Here is a 25,846-nt window from a genome sequence, read left to right as displayed (position 1 = left end):
GCATCATCACGCCTCTGCCAACCGGAAAATGAGCCTGACGCCCTTTCCCATTTCTGGCGGTAGTGATGGTGGCGAAGTCGCCCGCGACGACCCGGCCGGGCAGCCATCCTGGCGGCCCGCGCTCGACGCCATCATGGGCGCGCGCCACGGCGGCCGGGTCGAGGAAATGCTAAAAACGCTGCACGATCTCGACCGGCGCCATCCCAACGTCGCCGAGATCAACTACCAACTCGGCTGGACTTACGAAGTCCTCGAACGCGCCGCCGAGGCCATTCCCTTTTACGAAAAAGCAATCGCGCTGGGCCTTCCCGAAAACGAACTGTGCGGCGCACTCCTCGGCCTCGGCAATACGCTGCGAATCGTCGGCACGGCGGGAAGCGAACAGGAGCCCAGCAGTGCGGAGCCACATTCGCATGGCAGCACGATAAAAAAAGCGGTCGAACGACTGCGGCCGATGAACAAGTCTGCGCCCCTCCTCGCGCGCTCGGCCGAAGTGTTGCGCAGCGCGATTGCCCAATTCCCCGACAATCGGGAGCTCGAAGTCTTCCTCGCGCTCACGCTCCACGCCCAAGGCCACTGCGCCGAAGCCCTGCGCAGCGTCATCGAAACGCTCTGCGACACCACCGAAGATACCGGCATCACCGCCTACCAGCGCGCCCTGCGCCACCACGCTGGAAGGCTGCTGTGAGCTCGGGGCGGCGGGCGGCACACCAATTCCCCAGCTCACGAAGCCCAGCCCCCGTGCGGTCGGGGAAGCGCGTGCTGCGACTTCCGCACACCGCAAGAGCGTAAATGACGGAGGTCACCGAACTCCGATTTTCCCGAGGATCCAGTCATTGATAGCGCTGTTCGCTTCAGCGTTTGCGGAGTGGCCCATTTCCAGTGCCAGCAGCAGTTGTTTGGGCGCGGTGATCACATTGTAGGCCGCGTACAGCGAAGTCGGCGGGCAGGATGTGTCGTTGTAGCCCCAGTAGTAGTGACCGGGTACTTTTAAACGACGGGCGAAGTTTACGACATCGTAGTAGCTCGTCGTGCGCAGCTTGGGGCCAGTCGCGTGCGGCGAAGGCGTGCCGCCATCTCCCGCGCGCATCATGTGCGGCCAGCCGCCCGCCCGACCGTGCAGGTAGCCCGTCACGTCGCAGTACGCCGGATACATCGACGACAGCGCAATAACACGCGGGTCGAGCGCCGCCGTCACGATTGCGAGTTGGCCACCTTGACTGCCGCCCATCACGAGCAGGTTTTTGCCGTCAAACTTGGGATGCGAGACGAGGAAGTCATTTGCCCGTACACAGGCCAGATAAACGCGGCGGTAGTAGTAGCGCTCGGGATCATCCAGGTTGTAGGTCGGGTAACCTCGGAGTCCCGCTACAGACAATTGATAGTACACGGCAGGGTCGAGATTCACTGGCAGGCCATGGATGCCGATTTGCAGTGTGATCACGCCACGCTCGGCGAGGTCGCGATCTCCATTGTAAGGATGAACGCCCGCCCCCGGAACTTGCAGTACGGCGGGAAAAGGCCCCTCGCCCTTGGGCACGCAAAGGACCCCGTAAACGCGTGAAAAGTCATAACGATTACTCCCCGTGCGAATGCCGACGTGGTACACATCGACCTTTGAATTGCTGCGCTCGGGCAGGTGGGTGATCAGCGGCTCCATCGGCGTATCCGCGAGCTCGGCCAGCGCCGCCGCCCAAAACGCATCGAAGTCCGCCGGATCGACTTGCGTGGGCCGGATTTCGTCGGGCGAGAGCCCCGCCGTGCCGCGACCGGAATAGCTGCGCCCACCAAACTCCATCGAAATGTCGCAGCGAATGAAGCCCGGCTCGTTGAGCGTCCCGCCATCAATCAAGAGCGGTGTGCCGTCGCTCGGCAGCACGGCTTGCTGCTCCTTGGCGGGCAACATTTCGGGGCCCACGCGATAGGTCAGCGGCAAGCCACCGAGTGGATGCTTGTCGGCAGTGACTGTGACCTTGAAACGCACGGGCTCGCCCACGCGATAAGTCCAGCTCGGCCGCTCGGGGGCGACCTGGATCTGCACCGAGGCCACCCGCGCATCAGCAAGCGAGCCCACACTCGGGGCGAGCAACGTGCTGGCCGCGTTTTGCACGCGCTGCGCCAAGCCCAAAGAAAAAAACGCAGCGAGCGCAGCCAGCAGGCACACGCAAAGAGTCAGTCGGGATCGAGTCATTATGGGGGACGGGGTTGAGGTGAGAGCAGAACTATGAAGCTCGGGAAAGTACGCACCAGAGAGTACGCAAAACCCACAAGGAGCAACCCCATGTGCGCGCCCGAAGTAGGCACACTTTTAAGACACAAGCCGCCCAAATGCGCCCTTGCGCGGACGCGCGGACTCACGCGCTTTGTTTCCCCATGAGTCGCCGCCTCCTTTTGTGCACCGTACTTGCGCTTTCGTTGCTCCCCTCCGGGCCCCGCTCCGCCAAGGCGGACTCAAACTCGCCTAGCTGGCAGGGCCCGGAAACACTTGGGCAAATCACCGAGCCACAGATCAACGAAGCCAGCGGGCTCGCCCACTCTTATAGCGAGTCGGGCCTGCTCTGGACGAACAACGACAGCGGCAATGCCCCCGTACTCTATGCCGTCGACGCCCAAGGCCGCCACCGCGGCAGCGTGCGGATCGAAGGCGCCACAAACCGCGATTGGGAGGACGTCGCCAGCTACCAAATCGATGGCCGCGCCTACCTGATCGCCGCCGATGTCGGCGACAACAGCGCCACTTACCCCGAGTGCGTTCTCTACGTGATCGCCGAGCCGGACCCCGCCGAGCTCTCGCCCAGCCACGAGCTGTTCGCCAAGCCCGAGCGCATCATCCGCTACGTCTATCCAGATGGCCCGCGCGATTGCGAGAGCCTCGCCGTCGATACGACCGAGCGGGCGATCTATGTGATCTCCAAGCGCACCAAACCGCCCGTGGCATACCGCTTGCCGCTCTTCCCCGAAAACAGCGGCGCGCCTCTGCGTGCCGAAACAGTCGGCCCCGTTAACGGGATCGCCGAGCCCAGCGGCCTCATTTCGCGAATGTCTGTCCCTTGGGGGAAGTGGCGTGCGCAAGTCTGTAGCCTCGACATCAGCCGCGACGGCCTCCGCGCCGCCGTCCTCACTTACGGCGAAGTTTACCTCTACGAACGCCGCGAAGGCGAAGACTGGGCCAGCGCCTTCGCGCGCGGCGGGCAACAACTGGCCGCGCACAATCTCCCGCAAGCCGAAGGCCTCTGCTTCTCCCCCGACGGCCAAGAGATCTACGTGACGACCGAGGGCCTCCCCGCCCCACTTCTGCGCTACCGGCTTTCGCAAGAAACCGGTCAGTCCGCGAGCGGCGCGACGCCCTGAGACCCAACACCCGCACGCACGCGACTGCGCCCCCCCCTCCCGGGAAAAGTCGGCCCACACCTCCCTGCCCCATGCCCTCCAAAGCCGAACTCCAGAAACTTCGCTCGCTGCGCGACAAGAAAACCCGCGAAGCGCAGGGCCTCTTCGTCGTCGAAGGCGAGAAAGTCGTTGGCGAGCTCCTCGCGGCCGGCCTGCCACTCCACAAAATCTACGCCACCGAGCAATGGAGCGGCCCGCGCACGCACACGCTCAGCGCTGCCGAGATGGCCCGCGCCAGCCACTTCCCCACCCCCAGCAGCGTCCTCGCGCTGGGCCGGATTCACCGCCCCACACTCCCCGAAGGCGCACTGCGACACGGCCTCAGCCTCGCCCTCGACCGGATCCAGGACCCGGGAAACGTGGGCACACTCCTGCGAGTCGCCGATTGGTACGCCATCGACCGTGTCATCCTCTCGCCCGACTGCGCCGACCTGTTTTCACAAAAAGTGATCAACGCCAGCAAAGGCTCCTTCGCCCGAGTCGCCTGCTACACCGCCACACTCGCCCCGCTGCTGGCGGAAACCCGCGCCTCCGCGCACAGCGCGGGCCACACGCTCCCGATCCTCGGCTGCGACCTGGCTGGTGACAACGTGCACGCCATGGCCGCCCTATCGGATGCGGTCATCGTCATCGGCAGCGAAGGGCAAGGCCTCTCCCCCGCGCTGCGCCCACACATCACGCGCACCATTACGATCCCGCGCTACGGCGCCGCCGAGTCACTCAACGCCGCAATCGCCGCCGCAATCATCTGCGACCGCCTCGCCCCTCCACGCTGACTACAAACCTGGCCCCGCAGCCTCCCCATTTGCCGATTTACCGGACACTCAGGAGCGAGAGAACACTGGAGCATTTAGCGCCCCGCCGCCAACCGCTTCCCGATGGCATCACTCGGCTGCTCAATCCACCGATACGCCACCGCCCCGACTGCGAAAGAGATTATCAACACCAGGAACGTAAAAAATAGCGGTATGCGGTAGAGTCCGCTAAAGAAGGGGAACTGCCCCACCCAATGAACCGCCATTATCACGACAAGATGCAGCAAATAGGTCGAATACGTCCATCGGCCAACGCTCGACAGCCACCCAATTCTCACGGGCTTAAAAACTACCCAAAAAAGAAACCCAAAGGCGGCAAAAACTGATACCAATCTCAGCCAATTAGGGCGATCGCCCCCCAAATGGGGCAAGAAAAAGTGTACTATAGGGCGAAAAACTAAAGGGGCAGTAAGGAGGCCAAACATAACAGACCGTGCCCAGTCTACTCCTTTTACTGGTGCAAGCCAGCTCCATCGATAAAATTTGAAATATAAAAAACTGCGACAAAGAGCCCCCCAAAACATCATTAAGAAAGCCAAAAGTGGAGACTTAAACATTACTCCCGACAGAAAGCCTTTATACAAAATACATAGTCCGGTTGAGATGTAAGCTGCAAACAGCACCTCCCGCCGAAGGCGGCCAAAGGTAAAAAAAAGAAGAGCAACAGCAATGTAAAATAATAGCTCTACCTCCAGCGTCCAAAAGTGCAGAAAACTAGTCTTCCCAGGCCCAATACTAGGTAACATCATCAAATCCCAAAACCACTGTTCAGTAGAATATTGGCCAATCAACCAGGTAAGTAGCAGCGCAACCCAAAAGGATGGAAACAGCCTCCAAAAACGGCGGATCGCAAAATATTTCACTCCCTGCCAACGCGCCCCCCCTTAAAGAACTGGGAATCACAAATCCACTGATTGCAAAAAATATCGATACACCAAGATTCCCGATACCCCAAATAGCATAACCTCCCTCACCATCCATGACGACTGTATGCGACACGATCACCAGTGCACAGGCGATGGCGCGCAGGCTGTCGATTTCGCTGAAGCGTTTTGAGGGGCTGGAGGCGAGGGAAGCCGGAGAGGCTGCGGTAGCAGGGGTGGAGCTCATCGGGGGCAAAGCCTCTCACAGCTACGGACCAGGTGGCTCCCGCCAATGTTAAAACGCAGTTCCTCAACTGCCAGTCGAGCGGGCAAGCGGTGCAGAGCGGACGGTTGGCCACGCCGCATCAGGTAGAAATGAGGAGAACTTCGCCCCCCTCACTACACAGAAGTCAGTAACTTGGCAGATACTTTAGATTCATAACTCATTGATAATTAAAACTAAATTCTAGTTATATGTTTCACAAGTTACGAACTTATGAGTAATTCTCGGAGCAGGCTATTCCAACTCTCGGAGCGGGCTATCGCAGCGTAGAGGTCAGGCGGCGGGCGAGGAGTTCCACGAGCAGCGGATGCGCTCCAGAGGGCTCCTGTACCCACAGTGGCTTCGTTTGTACGGTGTGTGAATGGGCCGACGTGATGCGGGCTGGAGCAGCGCCGGGCCGCCGCCCGCGCGAAAAAATTCCCTCCGCAGTTTCCGAGGCATCACGGGCTCGGGCGCAGATTTGCGCGATGTCGCCGCCGGGGCCCGCATGTCGCCCGGGCAGCAAAAATAGTGGGGCCACGATCACGAGGTTCGTGCGCGGCGTTTGCCCCGTAGCGGTTGAGTGCGCAGCTGTAGCGCCTCCTGCGTTGCTGCCTTGTGCACACCATTCTGGCCGCGCCAGCACGTTTTCGAGCAAGGGTTCGTTAAAGTCGTATTCCGCTCCCGACCGTCGCTCCATGCTGCACGCGACGACTTCGGCGACTTCTCCAGCCAGGCTCTCGGCGAGCCGTGCGGCGACTTCGTCGCGTACTTGCGTGACTGCCCGCGTCGGGCTGCCGTGATCCACCAGTGCCACGCGCGCGCGAAAGCGGGTTTCGGAAAATTCCGCCCCTGCGGGTAATGCCGCCTCATAGTCGCGGAGAGCTGCGCGCACGCGCTCGGTCAAAATCTGCGTCAGCGTCGTATCGCCCGCTTCGTGCAGCGCGGGCGCGATGCCCACGGCAAACTCGGCTGCTGCGCTTGCGGGCAGCTCCGCGCGCAGCTTTTCGACGAGAATCGGCAGGGCCCGGGTCACCGCCAGGCTTGGGCCCACAAAAAATGGCAGTATCACGAACTCGCGTTCCCCCGCCGCCAGTGCCACGCGCAAAAACGATTCGACCACTGGCGCGGGCACGCCGCCGAGATTGGCGGGCGCGATTTTATCGGAATGCGCCAGCGGCACTGGCACGACTTCGCGGCCCACTTTCCGCGACAGGGCACGCGCGACCGTCCGCAGGGCGAGTACTGCCTTGGGCTCCAGCGAGCCGTTATCGACCAAGAGGATTTTCACGCCGGTGCCTCGCTCTTCCGCCTGGTTTTCCACGCGCTCAGCTTGCGACCGCTTCGAGAAGCGAAGCGCGGCGGCCTGCGAGTGACAGCAATTCGGGCGATGAAAACGAAGTGCCCGCAGCCGCCTCGGCACCCTCCGCGCCTGCCATACTGACCACCGCCGCGACCTGCTCCGCAGCACCTACCGCAGCGTCTTCGCCCTGCCGTTGCGCTGCGGCCCAAGCGGCGACCTCGCCCACGATGATCAACGAAGGCTTGCCCTTGAGCGTGGCGGCAAAAAATGGCGCCTGCTCCAGCGTGGTCGTGTGCTGCTCCTGGCTCGGCAGGGTCGCGTTTGAGACGATCGCCACGGGTGTCGAGCCCGCCAGCCCGCCATCCAGCAGCGCGGTCACGATCTCGGCCAGCCGCCGCACGCCCATGTAGATGCACAGCGTGGCACCGCTGCTCGCCAGCGCCGCCCAGTTTACGCGCGCCTGCCCGGGCCGCTTGCCGCAACACTCGTGCCCGGTCGCGAACACCACGGCCGAGGCGTGGTCGCGGTGCGTGAGCGGCACGCCGATACTCGCCCCCGCGGCGACCGCCGCCGTCACGCCTGGCACGATTTCGTGCGCGATCCCCGCTGCCGCCAGCGCCGCGATTTCCTCGCCGCCGCGCCCGAAAACCAGCGGGTCGCCGCCCTTCAGCCGCACCACCTGCTGCCCGCGCGCCGCCTCCTCGACGAGGATTCGGGAAATCTGCGCCTGCGCCATCGAATGCTGCCCGGCGCGCTTGCCCACGTAAATCCGCCGAACCTCGGGACGGCAAATCTCCAGCAGTGCGGCATTTGCCAAGTCGTCATAAACCACCACATCCGCCTGCGCGAGGGCGCGCTCCCCGCGGATGGTCATCAGATCCGGCGCGCCGGGCCCCGCGCCGACCAGCGTCACACGGCCCTTCGGCACTTGCCAGATGTCGCCCTCGTCCGCATTGAAAATTTGTTCTTTACTCATTTACTAATTTAGTAGTTTAGTCTTTAACTAAATTAATCAATCTATTTCTTCCCATCACTTTTCACATGAGCACCGCTACTACCGCCTCCCCTGCAAGCCCCGAAGCCCCAAAACTCAGCAAAAACGAGCTCCTCAAGGATGCCGTGCCCACGCTTGCGGGCAACCTCGCTGCCACGATGGCCGATCCGACAGCCGACCGGTTTTCGGAGGATGATACGCAGTTTTTAAAATTCCACGGCGCCTACCAGCAGGACGACCGCGACCTGCGCAAGACCGGCAAGAAGTTCATGATGATGATCCGCGCGCGGATCCCCGGAGGCGTGATGACCGCCAGCCAGTGGCAGGTCTTCGACGAGCTCTCCACCCAGTACGGCAACAACACGATGCGGCTCACTACGCGCCAGAGCATCCAGTTTCACGGCGTGCTGCTCCACGGCCTGGGCCCGCTCGTCAAGCGGATCAACGACTCGCTGCTCTCCACGCTCGCGGCTTGCGGCGACGTAAATCGCAACATCACCGCCTCGCCCACTCCGGCGACGACCCGCGCCCGCGAGATCGTCTACCGCGACAGCGTGCGGCTCGCCGAGGCGCTCGCCCCGCAGACCAAGGCCTACCACTCCATCTGGATCGATGGCGTACAGCTCGATCTCGACGACCCGGAAAACAAGAACTTCGTCGACCCGCTCTACGGCAAGCACTACCTGCCGCGCAAATTCAAGACCTCGCTGGTCATCCCGCCGGTCAACGACATGGACGTGTTGACCAACGACCTGGGCTTCATCGCGATCACCGAGGGCGACACGCTGCTCGGCTACAACGTCGTCGTGGGCGGCGGCATGGGCCGCAGCCACGGCCAGGTGCAGACCTTCCCGCGGCTCGCCAGCCTCATCGGCTTCACCAAGCCCGAAGGCGTGATCGAAGTCGCCAAGGCCGTCCTCACCATCCACCGCGACTACGGCGACCGCACAAACCGCAAGCACGCCCGGCTCAAATACGTCGTCCAGGAAAAAGGCGCCGAGTGGGTCACCGCGGAGGTCAACCGCCGCACCGGCGGGCTTCTCGGCGAGGCGCGGCCCTATGAGTTTACGACCACGGCCGATCTCTACGGCTGGAACCGCGCAGTCGATGGCAGCCTCTTCCTCACGCTCTATGTGCAGACCGGCCGGATCAAAGACAGCGAAGGCCACACGCTGAAGACCGCGCTGCGCCAGGTCGCCGAGCAGTTCCCCCACATCGAGTTTCGCCTCTCGGGCAACCAAAACGTCATCCTCGCCAACATCCCCGAGGGCGACCGTGCCGCCATCGACGCGCTCCTCGCCACGCACGGCGTGAAGACCGAAAATCAGGCGCCGATCTTGCACGCCGCCTCGATGGCCTGCCCCTCGCTGCCCACCTGCGGCCTCGCGCTCGCAGAGTCCGAGCGCATGCTCCCCGGCCTCATTGACCGGATCGCCCGCCTGGGCGGCGAGCTCGGCCTCGGCGGCGAGGAAATCATCATCCGCAGCACTGGCTGCCCCAACGGCTGTGCGCGCCCTTACATGGCCGAGCTCGCCTTCGTCGGAAAAGCGCCCGGCCGCTACCAAGTCTGGATCGGCGGCAACGCCTCCGGCACGCGCCTCAACCGCGTTTTTAAAGAGATGATCAAAGAGGCCGATGTGGAGACCGAGCTCGGCCCGCTCTTTGCCCGCTGGAAAGCCGAGCGCGTGGCGGGCGAGCGCTTTGGTGATTTCGCGGCGCGCGTCATCTGGCCCGAGCTCGAAGTCGCCGCCGCTGCGGCTGCCGTCGAGAAGGCCAAGGCCGATGCCGAAAAAGCCGCTGCACTCGCCGCGCGCGAACAGGCCAAGGCCAGCACCACCACTTCCGCAGGCGCCAGCTCCCCCGGAGCAACCAGCACTACCTCCACCGCCAGCACGGCATCAGCCGCCACTGAGGGCGAAAGCGCTGCGCCAAGTGGCGCACCGCGCTCGGCGCCAGTTGCCAAGCCCGAGCCTGCCCTCGTCGAAGCTTAGGAAAATCGCCGCGCACCGCACCCCGCCGCCGACGCCGCCATGCCTACGACCACCACAGCCGACACGCTGCTCTCCACCGACGCCGAGGCGCTGCGCGCGCTCAACGCCCAGCTCCGCGAACAATCGCCCGGCGAGATTCTCCGCTGGGCGCTCGCCCAAGCCCCGGGCCGCGCGATCGTCTCGACCAACTTTCGCCCCTACGAGGCCGTCCTCCTGCACCTTGCCACGCAGGCGCAGCCCGACATCCCCGTCCTCTGGGTCGATCACGGCTACAACCGCCCGGCCACCTACACACACGCCGAGGCACTCCGCGCCCGACTCGGCCTCAACCTGAAGCCCTATCTGCCGAGGCTCAGCGCCGCCCATCGCGACGCCATCCACGGCCCCGTGCCCGCGCCCACCGACGAGCTCGGGCTCAAGACCTTCAGCGCACAAATGAAGCTGGAGCCCTTTCAGCGCGGCATGCGCGAGCTCGCGCCAAAAATCTGGATCACCGCGCTGCGCCAAAGCCAAAACCCAAACCGCGCCGAGCTCGATATCGTCTCCGCCGATCCAAACTTCGGCACGCTCAAGGTCAGCCCGCTCTTCTACTGGAGCGACGCGCAGCTCAAAGCCTACCTCGCCGAGCACGGCCTGCCCAACGAGTGGGATTACTACGATCCGGCCAAGGCCGACGAAAAGCGCGAGTGCGGGCTCCACGCCACCTGGGGCGCCCAAGCCCTCGCCTCCTGAAGCCGCGAACGCACGCAGCGCTCCGCCACACGAAGCGCACATCACCACACCCTCCCGCCCTCCCAAACTCTCCGGTTAACCGCGAAGCACAATCCACTGAAGTGAGCAGCCGCACCAACTACCACCTCGACCACCTCCAGTACCTCGAAACTGAAGCGATCCACATCATGCGCGAAGTCGCCGGCGAATTTGAGCGCCCCGCGCTGCTCTTCTCCGGCGGTAAGGACTCCATCTGCCTGCTGCGCCTCGCCGAGAAAGCCTTTCGCCCCTCGGACATCCCGATGCCTCTGCTCAACGTCGATACCGGCCACCACTTCCCCGAGCTCAACACCTTCCGCGACCACCGCGCCGCCCAGCTCGGCGCGCGGCTCATCGTGCGCAAGGTCGAGGACGCCATCGCCAACGGCATCGCCACGCCCACCGAAGGCGAGACCTCGCGCAACCGGCTCCAAATCCCGACGCTGCTCGCCGCCATCGAGGAATTTCGCTTCGACTGCCTGATCGGCGGCGCCCGCCGCGACGAAGAAAAAGCCCGCGCCAAGGAACGCTTCTTTTCCTTTCGCGACAGCTTCGGCCAGTGGGATCCGAAAAACCAGCGTCCCGAAATCTGGAACCTCTACAACACCCGCGTAAACTCCGGTGAGCACATGCGCGCCTTCCCCATCTCCAACTGGACGGAGATGGACGTGTGGGAATACATCAAACGCGAGCAGCTCGAAGTCCCCAGCATCTACTTCACCCACCCGCGCCAATGCGTGCGCCGCAGCGGCCAGTGGTTGCCCGTCTCCGAGCTCGCCCCGCCCAAGCCCAGCGAAACCGTGCGCGAGCTCAACGTGCGCGTGCGCACCATCGGCGACATCATATCCACCGGCATGATCGAGTCCCCCGCTGACGACGTGGACGACATCCTCACCGAGATCGCCGCCGCACGCATCACCGAGCGCGCCGCACGCGCCGACGACCGCAGCGCCGAAGCCGCCATGGAAGACCGCAAGAAAGCCGGCTACTTCTAAACGCACTGCGCGCGCGTACGCCGCCACACGTGCTGCGCCCGAGCCAGCCGTGCCAAACCCGCTCGCCGCCTCCTGCTCGCGCGCACGCCAACCACCAGACATCCGCCCCCGCCACACACATCAGTACACCGATTTCTCCGAGCCCTTTTCCATGTCTCTCACAGCCCGCACTCCCGCCTCTCCTGCCGAGCCAGAAACTCAAACCACCGGCTCGCACCCAGGTACGACCACTCTTTTGCCCGACGACCCGGCCCCGATACGGGAGCACGCAGCGCGGCCAGCCAACGCGCCCGCCGCTCCGGCCACGACTGCGCGCCACCCGACAAACCATCTGGCTGCGCCAAGTGGCGACGCGACAGAAAAAGGGCCTGTGGCCCCTGTCGACCTGCTGCGCTTCAACACCTGCGGCAGCGTAGACGACGGCAAGTCCACCCTCATCGGCCGCCTCCTCTACGACTCCAAGTCGCTGATGGAAGACCAGCTCGAAGCCCTCGAACGCTCGGCCGATCTCACCGGCGGCGGCCAGATCAACCTCGCCAACCTCACCGACGGACTCCGCGCCGAGCGCGAGCAAGGCATCACCATCGACGTCGCCTACCGCTACTTCGCCACGCCGCGCCGCAAGTTCATCATCGCCGACACGCCCGGGCACACCCAGTACACGCGCAACATGGTGACCGGCGCCTCCACCGCCAACCTCTCCATCGTCCTCGTCGATGCGCGCAGCGGCGTCATCGAGCAGAGCCGCCGCCACACCGCCATCGCCTCGCTCCTGCGCATCCCGCACCTCGTCGTCGCCGTTAACAAAATGGACCTGGTCGATTGGTCGCAGGAACGTTTCGAGGAGATCCGCGCCGATTTCGAAAAATTCCTCCCGCGCCTCGACATCCAGGACGTCAAGTTCATCCCCATCAGCGCGCTCGGTGGCGACAACGTCGTCAGCCTCTCCGACAAGACGCCCTGGTACACCGGCCCCAGCCTCCTCGGCCATCTGGAGACCGTCCACATCGCCAGCGACCGCAACCTCCAGGGACTGCGCCTGCCCGTCCAGTGGGTTAACCGGCCCAACCGGCCCGACGATCCTGCACTGCACGACTTTCGCGGCGTCAGCGGCCAGCTCGCAGGCGGTGTCGTGCAGCGCGGCCAGCAAGTCGTCGTCCTGCCCAGCGGCATCACCACCCGCGTGAAGGCCATCCACACCTACGACGGCGAAGTCGAAGAAGCCTTTTGCCCGCAGTCCGTCACGCTCCTGCTGGAGCACGACATCGACATCAGCCGCGGCCAGATGATCGTCGGCCTCGACGACCTGCCCGGCGCAGGCACCGAGCTCAGCGCGAAACTCTGCTGGATGCACCCGCGCGCGCTCACCGCAGGCCGCAAGCTCCTGCTCAAGCACACCTCGCTGACCACTCAGGCCATCGTCAGCGCGATCACTCACCGCATCGACGTCACCAGCCTGGAGCCCGGCGACGCGCCCGATGGGCTCGCGCTAAACGACCTCGGCGAGATCCGGCTGCGCACCGCCACTCCACTGATTTACGACGGCTACAAAACCAACCGGCAGACGGGCGCCTTCATCCTCATCGACCCCGCCTCCCACGCCACGCTGGCCGCAGGCATGCTCCTGCCGCCCAAGGCCCTCGTCCGCCCCGACGAAGACGGCGACTTCGTCATCTAAAAACCACCTCCAGCAGAGCTACGGCCCGCCGCGCTAAGGTAAAACACGCTGCCCTCCCCACAAGTGGGGAGAGCAGCGGACTCGGAGAAGGATCGCTCGCTCTGCAGGACAAAAAGGGTCGTTGGCCCTCCCAAAAGGGCTGACAAGGGGCGGGAGGAGCGGAGACTGCGCGGGAACTATGAGACTCCTTGTGACTAATGATGACGGTATCGACTCGGTCTTTCTCCATGAGCTTTGTTTCGCGCTAAAGGGGGCCGGACATCAGCTCTACGTCGTCGCCCCGGCCAAGGAGCAAAGCGGCATGGGTGCCGCCAAGACGACCACACGCGCGCTGCGCTCCGAGCCGGTCAACCCCGACTTGGGCGGCCCCACGTGGACGGTCGATGGCACGCCCGCCGATTGCGTGAACATCGGGCTCGAGCACTTGATCGCCGAGCCGATCGACGGCGTCGTCAGCGGGATCAACGTCGGCTGCAACGCGAGCCTGGCCTTCATCATCGCCAGCGGCACGGTCGGCGCCGCATGGGAAGGCGCCCTGCACGGACTGCCCGCAATCGCGTTTTCGCTCGATGCGAAAAAGGAGGTTTACACCTACCTGAAGGAGCACGCGGGAGAACCCGACGATGCGCTGCTCGCCAGCCTGAGGACGGCCGCCCGACACGCCGCGCGACTGGCGGGAGAGCTGCTGCCGGAGACGCCGCGCGAGGGCTTTACGGTCCACAACATCAACTTCCCCAACCCCTGCCGCAGCGATGCTCCACTGCGCCGCACCTGGCCCGCGCACCTCTGCGCGCCCGGGCAATTCAGCGCAGCGAGCGAGGAGTGCGGACACTCCTTTCAATGGACGGACGGGCGCGACGTCTCGCCAGAGGGGCTGCCCACCGACTTCGCCGCGCTCGCCGCCGGAGCGATCAGCCACACGATCCTCGACTACTCGCGGCTGGGCGCACCCGTGTAACCGCAAGTGCTCAATCGATTGAGGTATTGGCCTACCGCCGTACGAGGAAAGAGTCGAAACTCTGCACGCAGCGGCAACGACGCTGCGGCCCATAAAATGGGTCCTCGCCCCCACTGCGCGTGGGGCGGTGGTCGGTGACCACTTCCATATGCATTGCGGCTTGCTGTCGGACGTTCCGTCCGCCGAGCAAGCCGCAATGCAGGGAATACCCCGATCTCCGATCGGGCAGGAAATTTACGCGTTAACCAAAAACTTCGCCCAAACGGGTTTACACTCCCATCCGTAACCGAGCTGGGTGTCTGACGAGCCGCCAGCGAGCGGCTCGCCGAGTAAAAGGGGCTGCGCCCCTCGCGGAGCGACAGGGGGGAATTCATGTAAATTTGCGATTTTGCCCGGGCGCAAAGCGCCCGGGCAAAATCGCAAATTAAATGGAAGTGGCGACCCGCCACCGCACCGCGCGCAGCGGGAGTCCGCTCAACCGCGGCGCAGGCGTCAGCGCAGGAGCGAGAAGCCGAAGCGCAGGGCGTCGCCGTGTTTGTTGTAGTCGAGCAGGCTCTCCCCGTAGCCGTTCCAGTATTGGATGTGGAAGTAGGCGGCGAAGTCGAAGAAGCGCTCAAAGGTCATGGGAATCGTGAGGTCGAGTTGCAGGCCGCCTTTATGGCCGCCGCGACCGAGCCGCCCCAGCGCGGCCAGCGATACGCCGTCGCCCCACTGGAGGATCGTCTGGAGCTCGGTGTAGCCGCGGTAGCGGCTGATGTCGGGATTGTCATCCACATCCCAAACGTATGCGGAGAAGCGCGGCGCCACGATCAGGTGCCACGAGTCGAGTTTTCCGAAGGTCACTGCGGGGCGGAAGTACACGGTGTTGAGGCTGCGCGAATCGGGGCCCGCGCGTCCGTTGGACTCGTGCTTGGCCCCGATCTGATAGCCCAAAAATTGCAGGCCGCCCGACTGCTCTTCGTCGAAGACTCGCTGCGACTCATAAAAAAACTCCGGCATATAGCTGCTGTCGTAGAAGGGGCTCGACAGGCTATCGATATCCCAGAGCGAGCGCTGCGTGTAGCCGAAGTAGACGCGGCGGACAGCGGTGCTGCGCTCGCCGGAGCGCGCGCGGTCATCGCCCAATAGCCGGTATTTAAAGCTGAACTGGTATTTCGCGCCCTGCGGCTCATTGCCGTAGAGGAAGTAGATCGGCTCGTGCAGCCCGAAGCGTTCCGAGAAAGTGCGCTGGATCGCCGCCTCGGCCGTGCGCCTGGGGGTCGAGTGGCGCAGCGGTGGGGCGGCAAAGTCGGACTCGGTGTGCGCGGGCAACGCGGCATCGACCCTCAGAGCGACGCGGGCGGCAGCGGGCTCGTTCACCTCCAGTATCAAGATACCCTCGGCGGCGGGCGGCAGTGTGAGCACGTATTCGCGCACTGCGAAACCGCCCGCGTTAACCGACACGCCCGGCTCCTGTGCCGCCGTGCGCAGCGTGACTCGCCAACGGCCACTCTCGCTCAAAAGCGTGCCCTCGACCTGCTCTGGCAGCGGCAGCTTGGCCTCCTCTGCATCCGGATTTAAGACCCACAAACCTACCCGCACTTCACCGCCCGCAGGCAGCGCCTCCGCCGGTGCCACGAGGTTAAACACGACTGCCCGCGACGATTGGGCAAGGCCCACGACGAGTAGCAAAAAAACGAAACCGACACGACAAGTTGACACCAGGCCAGAAGATGCCCTCCGACTTGGGCTGCCAAGTCTTACCCGAGTCATCTCACTACCCAGCCTCTGCCGCGGCGCCGCCACGCACACCCGCGCCCTCTGCGCCTCCGCCGTCCCCCGCCCAGCCACCACTCATGATCGAAGTCCAAAACCTCACCCGCGTCTTCCGTACCTATAAAAAGCAGCCCGGATTTTGGGGTGGGGTGAAGGGACTGTTCAAACGCGAGTTTGAGGAGCTGGCCGCGGCCAAGGACATCTCCTTCTCCATCGGCGAGGGTGAGTTCGTCGGTTTTCTCGGCCCCAACGGCGCGGGGAAGACGACCACGCTGAAGATGCTCTCTGGCCTCATTTACCCGACAAGTGGCACATCGCGCGTCGGCGGCTTCGACCCCGCCAAGCGCGAGAGCGCCTACCGCCGGATCTTCGCCCTCGTCCTCGGTCAAAAAAACCAGCTCTGGTGGGACTTGCCCGCCATCGAGTCCTTCAACCTGCTGCGGGCCATCTACGCGCTGCCCACCGTGCAGTATCAGGAAACCCTCGACGAGCTCCTCGACCTGCTCGACGTGCGCGCCAAGCTCAACGTCATGGTGCGCGAGCTGTCGCTGGGCGAGCGCATGAAAATGGAGCTCATCGCCGCGCTGCTGCACCGACCGCGAGTCCTCTTTCTCGACGAGCCCACGATCGGCCTCGACGTCATTTCGCAAAAGGCCGTCCGCAACTTCCTGCGCGAGTACAACCGCCGCAACAAGGTCACCATCCTGCTCACCAGCCACTACATGGCTGATATCTCCGAGCTGTGCGAACGCGTGATCGTCATCCACCACGGGCGCAAAATCTACGACGGCGCGCTCGACCGGCTTGAGCAGCGCAACCCGCCGCCGCTCGCCAGCGACGATGTCGCACACGCGCCGATGCCCGGCGGCAGCACCGGCCCCGCTGTCGGGCGCAAGAAGATCATCACCTTCCTGCCCGAGCTCCAGGACTCCCGCGACCAAGCCGCCTTCCCCGAAGACTGGCGCTCCCGATACGGCGAAACCACCCGCACCGAGGACGGCAAATTCACGCTGCGCGTGCCCAGCGATGCCGTCGTCGCCGTTTCCCAGGAAATCCTGACGACTGGCCCCGTAGCCGACATCACGATCGAAGACGTGCCGCTCGAAGAGATCATCGCCGAGCTCTTCGCCACCAGCGAGTGAGTGAAAGCGCCCCCTGACGAAAGGGCGGCGCGCGCTGCGGCCCGGTCTGCGACCGCGGCGCTGCGCCCAATAAAAGAGTCGAAGACTCCACTACGCGTGGGGCGGGGGACGGTGTCCCCTGCCATTTACTGTGCGGTTTGCTGCCGTGCGTTCCGCACGGCAGCAAACCGCACAGTAAGGGATCCGACCTTCGGTTGGGCAGAGATTTACCCGTAAACTTTCTTGCCTCGCCAAACGGGTTTTCCGCTTCATTCGCCGCCCAACTTCTGGGGCAGTTGACGAGCTGCTAGGCGGGAGGGCGAGCGGCTCGCCAAATGGAACGGTCGAAGACCGTGTCGCAACGCGACAGGGAGGCCAATTTGGGAATCGAGCTTCGGCGGGGTCGCAGACCCGTTTTATCGCCGGGGCCGATTCCCAAATTAAACGGCAGTGGTCACCGACCACCGCTGCCCGCGCAGGGCCAGGCAGCGGGCTTGGCGGAGCTGCATCCCGGTCCTTACGCAGCGAATAAAAGCGTTTGCCCGGCGGCTTTTCGGGTTTGGGGGTTGCGAGTTGGATGCGTTCTCGTTCTCTAGCTGCCTCCGCGCAGCGCAGCGTTCCCTACCTGCTTTTTGCTCATTCCTCCTCCTATTTTGTAATATGTCTTCACTGGAAATCCGAGACCTCCACATCGCCATCGGTGACAAGCCCATCGTCAAAGGCCTGAGCCTCACGCTGCGCGGCGGCGAAGTGCACGCCATCATGGGCCCCAACGGCACGGGCAAAAGCACGCTGGCCAAGGTGATCGCCGGCCATCCCGACTACACCGTCACGCAGGGCGACGTCATCCTCGACGGCAAATCGATCCGCGACATGGAGCCCGACGAGCGCGCCCGCGCGGGGATCTTCCTCGCCTTCCAGTACCCGAGCGAGATCCCGGGCGTCAGCCTTGCGAACTTCCTGCGCGCCGCCGTCCAGGCCCGCATCCCCGAGGGCGAGGAGCTCGACGCCGTCGCCTACTACAAGCGGCTCTACGCCAAGATGGATCACCTCAAGATCGACCGTAAGTTCACCTCGCGCGCCATTAACGAAGGCTTCTCCGGCGGGGAGAAAAAGCGCGTCGAGATCCTCCAAATGATGATGCTGGAGCCCGACTTCGTCCTGATGGACGAGACCGACTCGGGGCTCGATATCGATGCGCTGCGCATCGTCGCCGACGGGATCAACTCCATGCGCGGCGCCAGCTTTGGTGCGCTGATCATCACCCACTACCAGCGGCTGCTCGACTACATCGTGCCCGACTTCGTGCACGTCATGTACGACGGGCGCATCGTAAAAAGCGGCGGCAAGGAAATCGCCCTCGAGCTCGAAGCCAAAGGCTACGACTGGGTGCAAAACGAGCTCGCCCCGGCGGCGAGCTGAGCGCCACGCACCGCCGCCTCTTTCAGCCGACCATCATCCAATCGCCGCCCGCCTGTAAAAAATGACTGCCGAACTCGCCCACCCTGCCGCCACTGCCGAAGCCGCGCCGGACCTGCGCGCCGATGCGCAGCAAGCCAACCCCATCGCAGGGATTGACCAGAGCAAGGGCGACTTCACCTACGATGTGGAGTACGCGTACGATGCGGGCGTCGGCCTCAGCGAGGCCACCGTCCGCTACATCAGCCAGGTGAAGAAAGAGGCGCCCTGGCTCCTCGATTTCCGGCTCAAGGCGCTAAAGAAATTTGAGTCGATGCCGCTGCCCACACACTGGGCCACCAAGGATCTGGAGAACATCCATTTCGACAAAATCCGCTACTACCTCTCCCAAGGCCAGCAGCCCAAGCGCACCTGGGACGAGGTGCCCGACGATATCAAGGAAACCTTCGAGCGGCTCGGCATCCCCGAGCAGGAGCGCAAGTTTCTGGCGGGCGTGGAGGCACAATTCGACTCCGAGGCGGCGTACTCGAACATCAAGTCAATCGTCGCCAAGCAGGGCGTCATCTTCGTCAACTCCACCGAAGGCCTGCGCGAGCACCCCGAGCTGTTTCGCAAATTCTTCGGCAAGGTCATCCCCACCGGAGACAACAAATTCGCCGCGCTCAACAGCGCCGTCTTTTCCGGCGGCTCCTTCATCTACGTGCCCCCGGGCGTCAAGGTCGCCCAGCCACTCCAGGCCTATTTTCGCATCAACGCCGAGAACTTCGGCCAGTTCGAGCGCACCCTCATCATCGCCGACGAAGGCGCCGAAGTGGATTATATGGAAGGCTGCACCGCGCCCAAGTTCAGCACCTCCACGCTGCACAGCGCAGTCGTCGAGCTCGTCGCCCTCAAAGGCGCGAAGATCCGCTACATCACCGTGCAAAACTGGGCGAACAACGTCTTCAACCTCGTCACCAAGCGCGGCCTCGCGCACGAGGAAGCCGAGATCAAGTGGATCGACTGCAACATCGGCTCGCGCCTGACGATGAAGTACCCGGGCGTGATCCTGCGCGGCCGCAAGGCGCGCGGCGAGGTCATCTCCATCGCGCTCGCCAACGACGGCCAGCACCAGGACACCGGCGCCAAGATGATCCACGCCGCCGATGAGACGACCTCCAACATCATCTCCAAGTCGATCTCCGTCGGCCAGGGTCGCGCCACCTACCGCGGCCTCGTGCAGATGGGCAAGGGGCTCAAAGGCTGTAAGAACAACACCCAGTGCGACGCGCTGCTCATCAACACCAACAGCCGCACCGACACCTATCCGGCCATCACCGTGCGCGGCGACAAGCACGCCACACAACACGAAGCCTCCGTCTCCAAGGTCAGCGAGGAACTCATCTTCTACATGCAGCAGCGCGGCCTCACCGAGGCGCAGGCCATGAGCCTGTCGGTGAACGGTTTCATCAACGACCTCGCGAGCCAGTTCCCGATGGAATACTCGGTCGAGCTCAAGCGCCTCATCGACCTCGAAATGGAAGGCTCCGTCGGCTAGGGAAGCCCGCAGCTCAAAAGGACGATACACCGCCACCGCCCGCCTCCCCGTTGCCGCGACGAAAAAACTCAGGACCACACCCGCATGCCGCTCCCAAGTTTAGAAACTCCACACGCTGCCGCCACGCCTGCCGGGGCGCCATTGAGCGACTCGCCAGAGAGGAGACTCGAGAACTCCTTCGCCGCGCACTTCGCCCAGCAACAAAACTCCGGGCTCCCCGACTGGTGGCTCGAAGCCAGGCAGAAGGCGTGGGAGCGGTTCGCCGCCCTGCCCCTGCCCACGCGGCTCGACGAACGCTGGCGCTTCTCGAAGCTCAGCGGCCTGGCCCTCGAAGGCTATACGCTGCCAAAAGGCGCAGCGAATACCTACCCCCACGTGGATTATCAGTGCCCCACCCTACCGCCCTTCGAGCGGGCGGCCACGCTCTGCTTCCACGGCCAGACGATGGTTCACGGCACCGAGCTCCCCGCCGAGCTCTCCGCTCGGGGCGTCATCTTTGCCCCCCTCCCCATAGCCCTCGCCGAACACGGCGACTTGCTCCGCAACTATTTCCACAAATACCCCGCCGAGCTCGGCAGCGAAAAGTTCACCGCACTCAACACCGCACTGGCCACTACTGGAGCCGTCCTCTACGTGCCTGCGGGAGTCGAGATCGACCAGCCACTCCTGGTCGAACACTCGGTAGAGGGCAGCCACAGTGCCGCCTTCCCGCACACCCTCGTCATCCTCGGCGAGCGCGCGAAGGCGACCCTTGTGGAGCACTTCGCCTCGACCGCAACCGCGACTCCTGCGGCTGGTGCCCGCACTCTGGATGAAGTGGCACGTGGCGGGACGGCAGGCAGCGAGGCAGCGCCCCCGCTGCGCCAGTTTATCACCGCCGTCAGCGAGCTGCACGCAGCCCCGTCCGCACAGCTCACCTACATCGGCGTGCAAGACTGGTCCCTCGGCGCACTCGCCCTGCACAGCAGCTCAATCGCCGCCCAGCGCGACGCCCGCGTACTCTCGCTGAACCTGCACTTCGGCGGCGCGCAAGTCCGGCACGAGTCGCACAGCCGGCTGCTCGCCCCGGGCGCACACAGCGACATCTGCTCGCTCTCCATCGCACACGGCACCCAGGAGTACGACCAACGCACCCTCCAGACTCACGCCGCGCCCAATACCTCCTCCGACCTGCTCTACAAAAACGCACTGCTCGGCCACGCCCACACCATCTTTTCGGGCCTGATCGTCGTCGATCCCGACGCACAGAAAACCGACGCCTACCAGAGCAACCGCAACCTGATCCTCAGCCCCGATGCGACCGCAGACTCGCTCCCCGGCCTCGAAATCCAGGCCAACGACGTGCGCTGTACTCACGGCGCCACCAGCTACCGCATCGACCCCGAGCAGCTCTACTACCTGCGCTCACGCGGCATCCCCACCGCCCAGGCCAACGAGATGCTCATCTTCGGTTTCTTCGAGGAAGTCATGAGCAGGCTCAGCGAGCCCGCACTGCACGACGCACTCGCCGCCTTTATCCAGAGCAAGTTTAAGGAAATCTAAGCCCTATCCATTCACCCTTTAAAAAACGGTTTCTGGGCGTGCTGCCCCCAAACAGCCGCACGCCCCAAAACCGGTCGAAAACCGTGAGTACTCCCGAAAACAAAGAACGCCTCCTGTCACGCGACGTTGCCGCCAGGCAAATCCCCTCCGGCGAGAGCCAAACCCTCGTCGCCGGTACGCGCCTGTTCATCCACCAAACGCTCGGCGGCAGCTACACCGTGCAGACCGACTTCGGCCTCTTCCGCATCGACGGCAAAGACGGCGACGCCCTCGGCGAGCAAGTCCAGGAAAACACAATCGAGGCCGCCGCGCTCGCCGACGGTTCGCCCGACCCAGCGGTCATCTGGGCGCAGCTCAACAAAGTCTTCGACCCCGAAATCCCGGTCAACATCGTCGACTTGGGGCTGGTCTACTCGATGGACATCGAGAAAAAGGAAGGCAGCGACGGCTACCGCGTCCTCGTCGCCATGACCCTCACCGCCCCCGGCTGCGGCATGGGTCCCGCAATCGCCGAAGACGCCAAGAGCAAGATCCTGCTCGTCCCCGGCGTGGATGAAGCCGAAGTGCGCATCACCTGGGAGCCGCCGTGGAACCAGTCCATGATCTCCGAAGAGGGGAAGATGAAGCTCGGCCTCCTCTAGCGCGGTCTTCGACCGTCTCATTTTGCGAGGCGTCGTTGCCGCCTCGGCTCCGTGCATCAAACGCGTCGAGGCTGATTTTCAAATAAATGGGAGTGGAGACACTGACGAGCCGCCAACCAGCGGCTCGCAAAATAAGCGGGTCTGCGACCCCGCCCAAAAAAAACGGTCTTCTACCGTTTCCTTGCTAACTGATCGCACACGCGCTCACTGCTTACCCTTTCCATGCATTTCCCAAACATCCAAGTGACTGGTCTCAAAAACCCACTCCCCCACGCGGACGAAGATGATGAAGACGAAGACGGCGGCGGCGCAGTAAAAGCGCCCATGCCAGTCGACGCCCTCATCCAAAGGAAATTCCTCGCGCAGCGGAAAATCTTCCTCTGGGGCGCTGTCACCGACGACTCCGCTAAGGACCTTACCGAAAAGCTTCTCTACCTCGAAGCCACCGCTCCCAAGGAAAACATCACCCTCTACATCAACACCCCCGGCGGCTCGGTCAGCGCAGGCATGGCCGTCTACGACACCATGCAGCTCATCAGCTCGCCCGTGACCGTCATCGTCACTGGCACGGCCAACTCGATGGGATCGATCCTCCTGAGTGGTGCCAGCAAGGGCCGCCGCCTGCTCTACCCCCACGCGCGCGTCCTCATCCACCAGCCGCTGATCTCCGGCCGCTTCAGCGGCCCCGCCACCGACATCAGCATCCAGGCCGAGGAGATGGAAAAACTCCGCGCCGAGCTGAACCGGATCCTCGCCAACGCCTCGAAGCAGCCGCTGGAGCGGGTCGAGCGAGATACGGACCGCGACTTCTACCTCAATGCGAAAGAGGCCATCGCCTACGGCCTCGCCGACAAGATCATCACCAAAATCTAGCGCGGCAAAAACGCGCCTCCGGCGAGTCCCCCGCCCCTCCTCCTCCCTTCAAGGCTCCCCACTCCCCCGGGGAGCCTTTTTTACACCACTGCCGCTGAAATGAAAGCGAACGGCCTGCTCCCCAATCCACGCTATCGAGAGTTTCACAAAACCCTCGCAGCACATCCGGAATCCTTCGCCCCATGGAGTGGTACCCTCTTTCGCTTTCAGTCGATAAACTACCCCAAAGCGAGCGACATACTCAGCGGCTCCGAGGCACAACAACGCGGGGGCCGCTGGAGCCCTCCCGGCCTCCGTGCACTTTACGGAAGCAGCACCGACACTACCGCGCTCGAAGAATGCAAAGCCAATGATCGCTACTACGGCATCCTCACCAAATCACCACGCATCCTGGTCGCCATCGAAGCCCGCTTGATCCGCGTACTGGACCTCAGAAACCCTACTCTACGACGCCACCTGGGCATCACGCTAAAAGAGATCTCCGCCGAAGACTGGAGGAAACTCCTCTGGGCGCATCAAGAAAGCCAAAGCCAGGCGCTTGGGCGAGCCGCTGCCGAACTCGGCGCAAGCGGGTTGCTTGTCCACTCTGTCGCGGTCACACACGGGACGAATGTCGTCGTCTTCCCTCATGCCCATATCGAAGATCAACTTCGAGTCGTGGAAGGTGATAAGTTGGCACGATTGAAGCGTTGATGAGAGCTTTACTACTGCAATATTACAGGCTTTATTGCGCGCATGATTACAAAATCTAACGCCAGGAAAAAAAACTCGGCCGCCCCTGTAGCGGTATTTGAGGGATTCCGATTCACCCATCGGGGCGTGGGCGACTACCCCGAACTACTCCAGCACTACAAAAGCAACTTCGGCCTCCCCCAACCAATGCTCGTACGCTTGACGGGGGTATCGCCTCGCTCAGTCGCCAAGTGGAGCCAAGGCGAGCCCCCCTCCGCAAAACAGGAAAAGTCACTCGTCGAAATGGATAGGCTACTCGACGGCCTGGCTCGCGTTTTGGAGCCCGAGCAGGTGGGCCGTTGGCTTAAACAGCCCAACCCCGCCTTCGACGGTTCGACGCCGCTACAAGTCGTCGAACGCGGCGAAGTCGACCGCATTTGGCACATGCTCTACGACATCGAATCCGGCCAAACCGCCTGAGCCGCATCAGAGCCGAGCGAAAGCTGCGATGGAAGCTGTGCCGACCTAGATCTCCCCCGCCAGGAACACGTTCCGCAACATGAGTTTCTGGAGGCTGTCCTGCTCGGCTCGGAGGAGGCGCAGGGCTTCGGGGGCCAAGCCATCGACGTCGTAAACCCCATGCCGCTCAGCGTAGGCGCGCAGGGCCATCGCTACACTGCCGATTCGCGCATAAGCGTTATTCGCGTAGGGCGAAGAGCTGCGCTGCGGCACGTGGGGCGCGGCTTCGATAACGAGCGAGCCGACCCGCTGTCCGCAGTAAAACGGATCCGGCTCGTGATAAAAAGGCTCGCTCCAAAACGCCTTCACTGGCGAGAGGATGCTCGCCGTCCGCCACGTTTTTTCGGCCACCTCGGCGGAGGTATAGAGGTACTTGGCCATCTCCCAGCAGGCCTCGATGTGTGCACTGCGTTTGTTTATCCCCACCATTGAGCCGCCCCAGACACTCGTCCGCCGACCGCCCCGCTCAAAGGCGGGCAGCGGCATGAGTTTGACCTTCCCCGCGAGCCGCGGGTTTTCGAGCTTCCGCCCAGCAAGCATCCAGTCAGGCATGAGGCTGCCGACGACGAGTCCATCGAGCTGCTGACGGTTCCCCGCAGAGGTTTCACTCACCTCGATCGTCACCCGCTCCGGGCCCACGATCCAGGTCATGATTTTGGCGAGCGTGCGCGCGTTGCGCTCGTTGGCAAAGACAGGCTCGTCAGCTTCGTCGAAAAACTCCCCATCGTTTTGCAAAATCAGCATGGCGATCTGCGAGCTCATGAGCTCCGAAAGATTGAGCAGGTAGCGGTCGGGGCGGCCGTCGCCATCACGGTCTACCATGAGCGGGCGCATGACGCGGAAGTAATCGTCCCAAGTCTCGATCTGCGACACGTCAATCCCCGCCGCCTCGACGAGGTCGGCGCGGTAGCCGAGCAACACGGGATGCACATCGTGCGGGAGCCCAAAAATCCGCCCGCGCGAGGTCATTGTCGAAAACGAAGGCTCGTTGATCTGCGCATAAAGCCCTTCCGCATGTAGCCGCTCGGTGATATCCAGAAAACCGATTTGCTCCACGGGCCCCAGAAAGGCCTTGCGGTAAATCCCCTCGTGAACTTCCAGCATATCCGCCATCGGCGTGCCGGACAGAAAGCCCGAAAGCATCCGTCGCTCAGCAGCCGAGTCGTTGAGATGCAGGAGCGTCAGCGGCGTCTCTGGCCGCTCGCGATTCCACCGCGCGACGCGCTCCACATACGAGTCGTACTGGGGCCGCGCGATTACCCAAAACTGGATCCCTTGCGGCTCCATTACCGGCAGCAGCGCCACGACTATACTCGTCGCCAGCGCCACCGCAATGATCACAAGCATGCCGGAGGAAACGAACTTTTTCATGGGGTGTGGGGTTGGGGAAAATAAGAAAGGGGCCGCGCCCCAAATTAAGGTGGATACGAGCTGCGCGAGCCAAAGCTGCATTGCCTCCAATGCAGCCTACCGGACGCTCCACAACGAATGAGCCCAACTCGTCACTATGTAAATGGGCGCCCGAGCGGAAAGCGGCGGCGAACCGTCAGTAAAGGCCTACGCACCCTCGCTGACAGCTCGTCAAAACAGTGTAGCTGCCTTCGCCGCTCAAAACTTCACCGTGGCAGCGAGCCGGATGTTGCGGCCTGTGGCAGTGGCGAGGCCGGGCTGTGAAAAGCGACCTCTGAATGCGGCCGACCTACCTCATTAACCTATCTAAACTAGCTAGCATTACCCCCTTAGCCTCCTCTGGGGCTATTACTATTAT

At 63.4% G+C, this 25,846-nt stretch carries 23 protein-coding genes and 1 pseudogene; 17 read left to right on the top strand and 7 right to left on the bottom strand.

Annotated features, from left to right (window positions below):
* The first annotated feature begins 28 nt into the window (after positions 1–28).
* The gene (locus tag AXK11_RS01080; RefSeq protein ID WP_068628457.1) at positions 29–688 is read left to right on the top strand and encodes a tetratricopeptide repeat protein; all 660 of its coding nucleotides are present in this window, start codon (positions 29–31) and stop codon (positions 686–688) included.
* Positions 689–802: 114 nt separating this feature from the next.
* On the opposite strand, the gene AXK11_RS01075 is transcribed toward AXK11_RS01080, so the two are convergent.
* Positions 803–2,191 carry an acetylxylan esterase gene (locus AXK11_RS01075; RefSeq protein ID WP_068628454.1) on the bottom strand — a complete coding sequence of 463 codons (1,389 nt, stop codon included), beginning with the start codon at positions 2,189–2,191 and terminating at the stop codon, positions 803–805.
* 182 nt (positions 2,192–2,373) lie between these two features.
* On the opposite strand from AXK11_RS01075, the gene AXK11_RS01070 reads away from it, so the two are divergent.
* Both AXK11_RS01070 and AXK11_RS01065 read left to right on the top strand, forming a co-directional pair.
* Entirely contained in the window at positions 2,374–3,351 is a 978-nt protein-coding gene (locus tag AXK11_RS01070; RefSeq protein ID WP_156469124.1) for an LpqB family beta-propeller domain-containing protein, read from the top strand.
* A gap of 71 nt (positions 3,352–3,422) precedes the next feature.
* On the top strand, positions 3,423–4,166 hold the full coding sequence (locus tag AXK11_RS01065; RefSeq protein WP_068628450.1) for a TrmH family RNA methyltransferase: 744 nt from the start codon (positions 3,423–3,425) through the stop codon (positions 4,164–4,166).
* Between the two features lie 74 nt (positions 4,167–4,240).
* Here the strand turns inward: AXK11_RS01065 and AXK11_RS09595 are convergent.
* Positions 4,241–5,071 (bottom strand): annotated as a pseudogene (locus AXK11_RS09595) (acyltransferase family protein); the annotation flags it as partial.
* Entirely contained in the window at positions 4,974–5,186 is a 213-nt protein-coding gene (locus AXK11_RS10385) for a hypothetical protein (RefSeq protein ID WP_369333195.1), read from the bottom strand. The pseudogene AXK11_RS09595 and the gene AXK11_RS10385, both read right to left, overlap by 98 nt.
* On the opposite strand from AXK11_RS10385, the gene AXK11_RS10135 reads away from it, so the two are divergent.
* Positions 5,185–5,367 (top strand): hypothetical protein, encoded by a 183-nt coding sequence (locus tag AXK11_RS10135; RefSeq protein ID WP_068628446.1) that lies wholly within the window; start codon positions 5,185–5,187, stop codon positions 5,365–5,367. The two genes, AXK11_RS10385 and AXK11_RS10135, sit on opposite strands and share 2 nt — an antisense overlap.
* Before the next feature lie 240 nt (positions 5,368–5,607).
* Here AXK11_RS10135 and AXK11_RS01050 read toward each other — a convergent pair whose 3' ends face one another.
* Positions 5,608–6,621, bottom strand: a complete 1,014-nt coding sequence (locus AXK11_RS01050; RefSeq protein WP_156469121.1) for a sirohydrochlorin chelatase — start codon at positions 6,619–6,621, stop codon at positions 5,608–5,610.
* Positions 6,622–6,658: 37 nt separating this feature from the next.
* Positions 6,659–7,609 carry a uroporphyrinogen-III C-methyltransferase gene (cobA, locus tag AXK11_RS01045; protein ID WP_068628442.1) on the bottom strand — a complete coding sequence of 317 codons (951 nt, stop codon included), beginning with the start codon at positions 7,607–7,609 and terminating at the stop codon, positions 6,659–6,661.
* Positions 7,610–7,674: 65 nt separating this feature from the next.
* Here cobA and AXK11_RS01040 point away from each other — a divergent pair, with 65 nt between their 5' ends.
* The 5 genes from AXK11_RS01040 (at position 7,675) to surE (ending at position 13,999) form a co-directional block, all read left to right on the top strand.
* Complete coding sequence (locus tag AXK11_RS01040; protein WP_156469120.1) at positions 7,675–9,618, top strand: NADPH-dependent assimilatory sulfite reductase hemoprotein subunit; 1,944 nt, start codon at positions 7,675–7,677, stop codon at positions 9,616–9,618.
* Between the two features lie 39 nt (positions 9,619–9,657).
* Positions 9,658–10,350: a phosphoadenosine phosphosulfate reductase domain-containing protein gene (locus AXK11_RS01035; protein WP_068628440.1), complete on the top strand. Its 693-nt coding sequence runs from the start codon at positions 9,658–9,660 to the stop codon at positions 10,348–10,350.
* A gap of 101 nt (positions 10,351–10,451) precedes the next feature.
* The gene (cysD, locus tag AXK11_RS01030) at positions 10,452–11,363 is read left to right on the top strand and encodes a sulfate adenylyltransferase subunit CysD (RefSeq protein WP_068628438.1); all 912 of its coding nucleotides are present in this window, start codon (positions 10,452–10,454) and stop codon (positions 11,361–11,363) included.
* A 151-nt stretch (positions 11,364–11,514) separates the two neighbouring features.
* On the top strand, positions 11,515–13,041 hold the full coding sequence (locus AXK11_RS01025) for a sulfate adenylyltransferase subunit 1 (RefSeq protein ID WP_082780727.1): 1,527 nt from the start codon (positions 11,515–11,517) through the stop codon (positions 13,039–13,041).
* Positions 13,042–13,231: 190 nt separating this feature from the next.
* Positions 13,232–13,999, top strand: coding sequence for a 5'/3'-nucleotidase SurE (surE, locus tag AXK11_RS01020; RefSeq protein WP_231865709.1), 768 nt, complete (start codon positions 13,232–13,234; stop codon positions 13,997–13,999).
* A gap of 492 nt (positions 14,000–14,491) precedes the next feature.
* Here surE and AXK11_RS01015 read toward each other — a convergent pair whose 3' ends face one another.
* On the bottom strand, positions 14,492–15,700 hold the full coding sequence (locus AXK11_RS01015) for a phospholipase A (RefSeq protein ID WP_197456733.1): 1,209 nt from the start codon (positions 15,698–15,700) through the stop codon (positions 14,492–14,494).
* Between the two features lie 134 nt (positions 15,701–15,834).
* Here AXK11_RS01015 and AXK11_RS01010 point away from each other — a divergent pair, with 134 nt between their 5' ends.
* The 8 genes from AXK11_RS01010 to AXK11_RS00975 all read left to right on the top strand — a co-directional run bounded on the left by AXK11_RS01010 (position 15,835) and on the right by AXK11_RS00975 (position 24,039).
* Complete coding sequence (locus tag AXK11_RS01010) at positions 15,835–16,896, top strand: ABC transporter ATP-binding protein (protein WP_068628430.1); 1,062 nt, start codon at positions 15,835–15,837, stop codon at positions 16,894–16,896.
* A 639-nt stretch (positions 16,897–17,535) separates the two neighbouring features.
* Positions 17,536–18,297, top strand: coding sequence for a Fe-S cluster assembly ATPase SufC (gene sufC, locus AXK11_RS01005; protein ID WP_068628428.1), 762 nt, complete (start codon positions 17,536–17,538; stop codon positions 18,295–18,297).
* A gap of 61 nt (positions 18,298–18,358) precedes the next feature.
* Entirely contained in the window at positions 18,359–19,831 is a 1,473-nt protein-coding gene (gene sufB / locus AXK11_RS01000; RefSeq protein WP_082780725.1) for a Fe-S cluster assembly protein SufB, read from the top strand.
* 84 nt (positions 19,832–19,915) lie between these two features.
* Positions 19,916–21,373 carry a Fe-S cluster assembly protein SufD gene (sufD, locus tag AXK11_RS00995; protein WP_068628426.1) on the top strand — a complete coding sequence of 486 codons (1,458 nt, stop codon included), beginning with the start codon at positions 19,916–19,918 and terminating at the stop codon, positions 21,371–21,373.
* An 83-nt stretch (positions 21,374–21,456) separates the two neighbouring features.
* Positions 21,457–22,014 (top strand): putative Fe-S cluster assembly protein SufT, encoded by a 558-nt coding sequence (sufT, locus tag AXK11_RS00990; RefSeq protein WP_068628494.1) that lies wholly within the window; start codon positions 21,457–21,459, stop codon positions 22,012–22,014.
* Between the two features lie 222 nt (positions 22,015–22,236).
* Positions 22,237–22,887: a ClpP family protease gene (locus tag AXK11_RS00985; RefSeq protein WP_082780724.1), complete on the top strand. Its 651-nt coding sequence runs from the start codon at positions 22,237–22,239 to the stop codon at positions 22,885–22,887.
* Positions 22,888–22,986: 99 nt separating this feature from the next.
* Positions 22,987–23,580, top strand: coding sequence for an RES family NAD+ phosphorylase (locus AXK11_RS00980; protein WP_068628423.1), 594 nt, complete (start codon positions 22,987–22,989; stop codon positions 23,578–23,580).
* Between the two features lie 186 nt (positions 23,581–23,766).
* Positions 23,767–24,039 (top strand): antitoxin Xre/MbcA/ParS toxin-binding domain-containing protein, encoded by a 273-nt coding sequence (locus AXK11_RS00975; RefSeq protein ID WP_068628421.1) that lies wholly within the window; start codon positions 23,767–23,769, stop codon positions 24,037–24,039.
* Between the two features lie 45 nt (positions 24,040–24,084).
* On the opposite strand, the gene AXK11_RS00970 is transcribed toward AXK11_RS00975, so the two are convergent.
* Positions 24,085–25,449, bottom strand: coding sequence for an ABC transporter substrate-binding protein (locus AXK11_RS00970; RefSeq protein ID WP_068628419.1), 1,365 nt, complete (start codon positions 25,447–25,449; stop codon positions 24,085–24,087).
* Between the last annotated feature and the right edge of the window lie 397 nt (positions 25,450–25,846).

The sequence above is a fragment of the Cephaloticoccus primus genome, assembly GCF_001580015.1.
In the GTDB taxonomy this organism is placed as follows: domain Bacteria; phylum Verrucomicrobiota; class Verrucomicrobiia; order Opitutales; family Opitutaceae; genus Cephaloticoccus; species Cephaloticoccus primus.
The sequence above is the reverse complement of the archived record's forward strand: the minus strand, read 5'-3'. Positions and strand labels throughout refer to the sequence as shown.

Coding starts and splice junctions, on each gene's coding strand:
- AXK11_RS01080 (WP_068628457.1), top strand. CDS start 29: ATGAGCCTGACGCCCTTTCCCATTTCTGGCGGTAGTGATGGTGGCGAA.
- AXK11_RS01075 (WP_068628454.1), bottom strand. CDS start 2,191: ATGACTCGATCCCGACTGACTCTTTGCGTGTGCCTGCTGGCTGCGCTC.
- AXK11_RS01070 (WP_156469124.1), top strand. CDS start 2,374: ATGAGTCGCCGCCTCCTTTTGTGCACCGTACTTGCGCTTTCGTTGCTC.
- AXK11_RS01065 (WP_068628450.1), top strand. CDS start 3,423: ATGCCCTCCAAAGCCGAACTCCAGAAACTTCGCTCGCTGCGCGACAAG.
- AXK11_RS10135 (WP_068628446.1), top strand. CDS start 5,185: ATGACGACTGTATGCGACACGATCACCAGTGCACAGGCGATGGCGCGC.
- AXK11_RS10385 (WP_369333195.1), bottom strand. CDS start 5,186: ATGGATGGTGAGGGAGGTTATGCTATTTGGGGTATCGGGAATCTTGGT.
- cobA (WP_068628442.1), bottom strand. CDS start 7,609: ATGAGTAAAGAACAAATTTTCAATGCGGACGAGGGCGACATCTGGCAA.
- AXK11_RS01040 (WP_156469120.1), top strand. CDS start 7,675: ATGAGCACCGCTACTACCGCCTCCCCTGCAAGCCCCGAAGCCCCAAAA.
- AXK11_RS01035 (WP_068628440.1), top strand. CDS start 9,658: ATGCCTACGACCACCACAGCCGACACGCTGCTCTCCACCGACGCCGAG.
- AXK11_RS01025 (WP_082780727.1), top strand. CDS start 11,515: ATGTCTCTCACAGCCCGCACTCCCGCCTCTCCTGCCGAGCCAGAAACT.
- AXK11_RS01010 (WP_068628430.1), top strand. CDS start 15,835: ATGATCGAAGTCCAAAACCTCACCCGCGTCTTCCGTACCTATAAAAAG.
- sufC (WP_068628428.1), top strand. CDS start 17,536: ATGTCTTCACTGGAAATCCGAGACCTCCACATCGCCATCGGTGACAAG.
- sufB (WP_082780725.1), top strand. CDS start 18,359: ATGACTGCCGAACTCGCCCACCCTGCCGCCACTGCCGAAGCCGCGCCG.
- sufD (WP_068628426.1), top strand. CDS start 19,916: ATGCCGCTCCCAAGTTTAGAAACTCCACACGCTGCCGCCACGCCTGCC.
- AXK11_RS00985 (WP_082780724.1), top strand. CDS start 22,237: ATGCATTTCCCAAACATCCAAGTGACTGGTCTCAAAAACCCACTCCCC.
- AXK11_RS00980 (WP_068628423.1), top strand. CDS start 22,987: ATGAAAGCGAACGGCCTGCTCCCCAATCCACGCTATCGAGAGTTTCAC.
- AXK11_RS00975 (WP_068628421.1), top strand. CDS start 23,767: ATGCTCGTACGCTTGACGGGGGTATCGCCTCGCTCAGTCGCCAAGTGG.
- AXK11_RS00970 (WP_068628419.1), bottom strand. CDS start 25,449: ATGAAAAAGTTCGTTTCCTCCGGCATGCTTGTGATCATTGCGGTGGCG.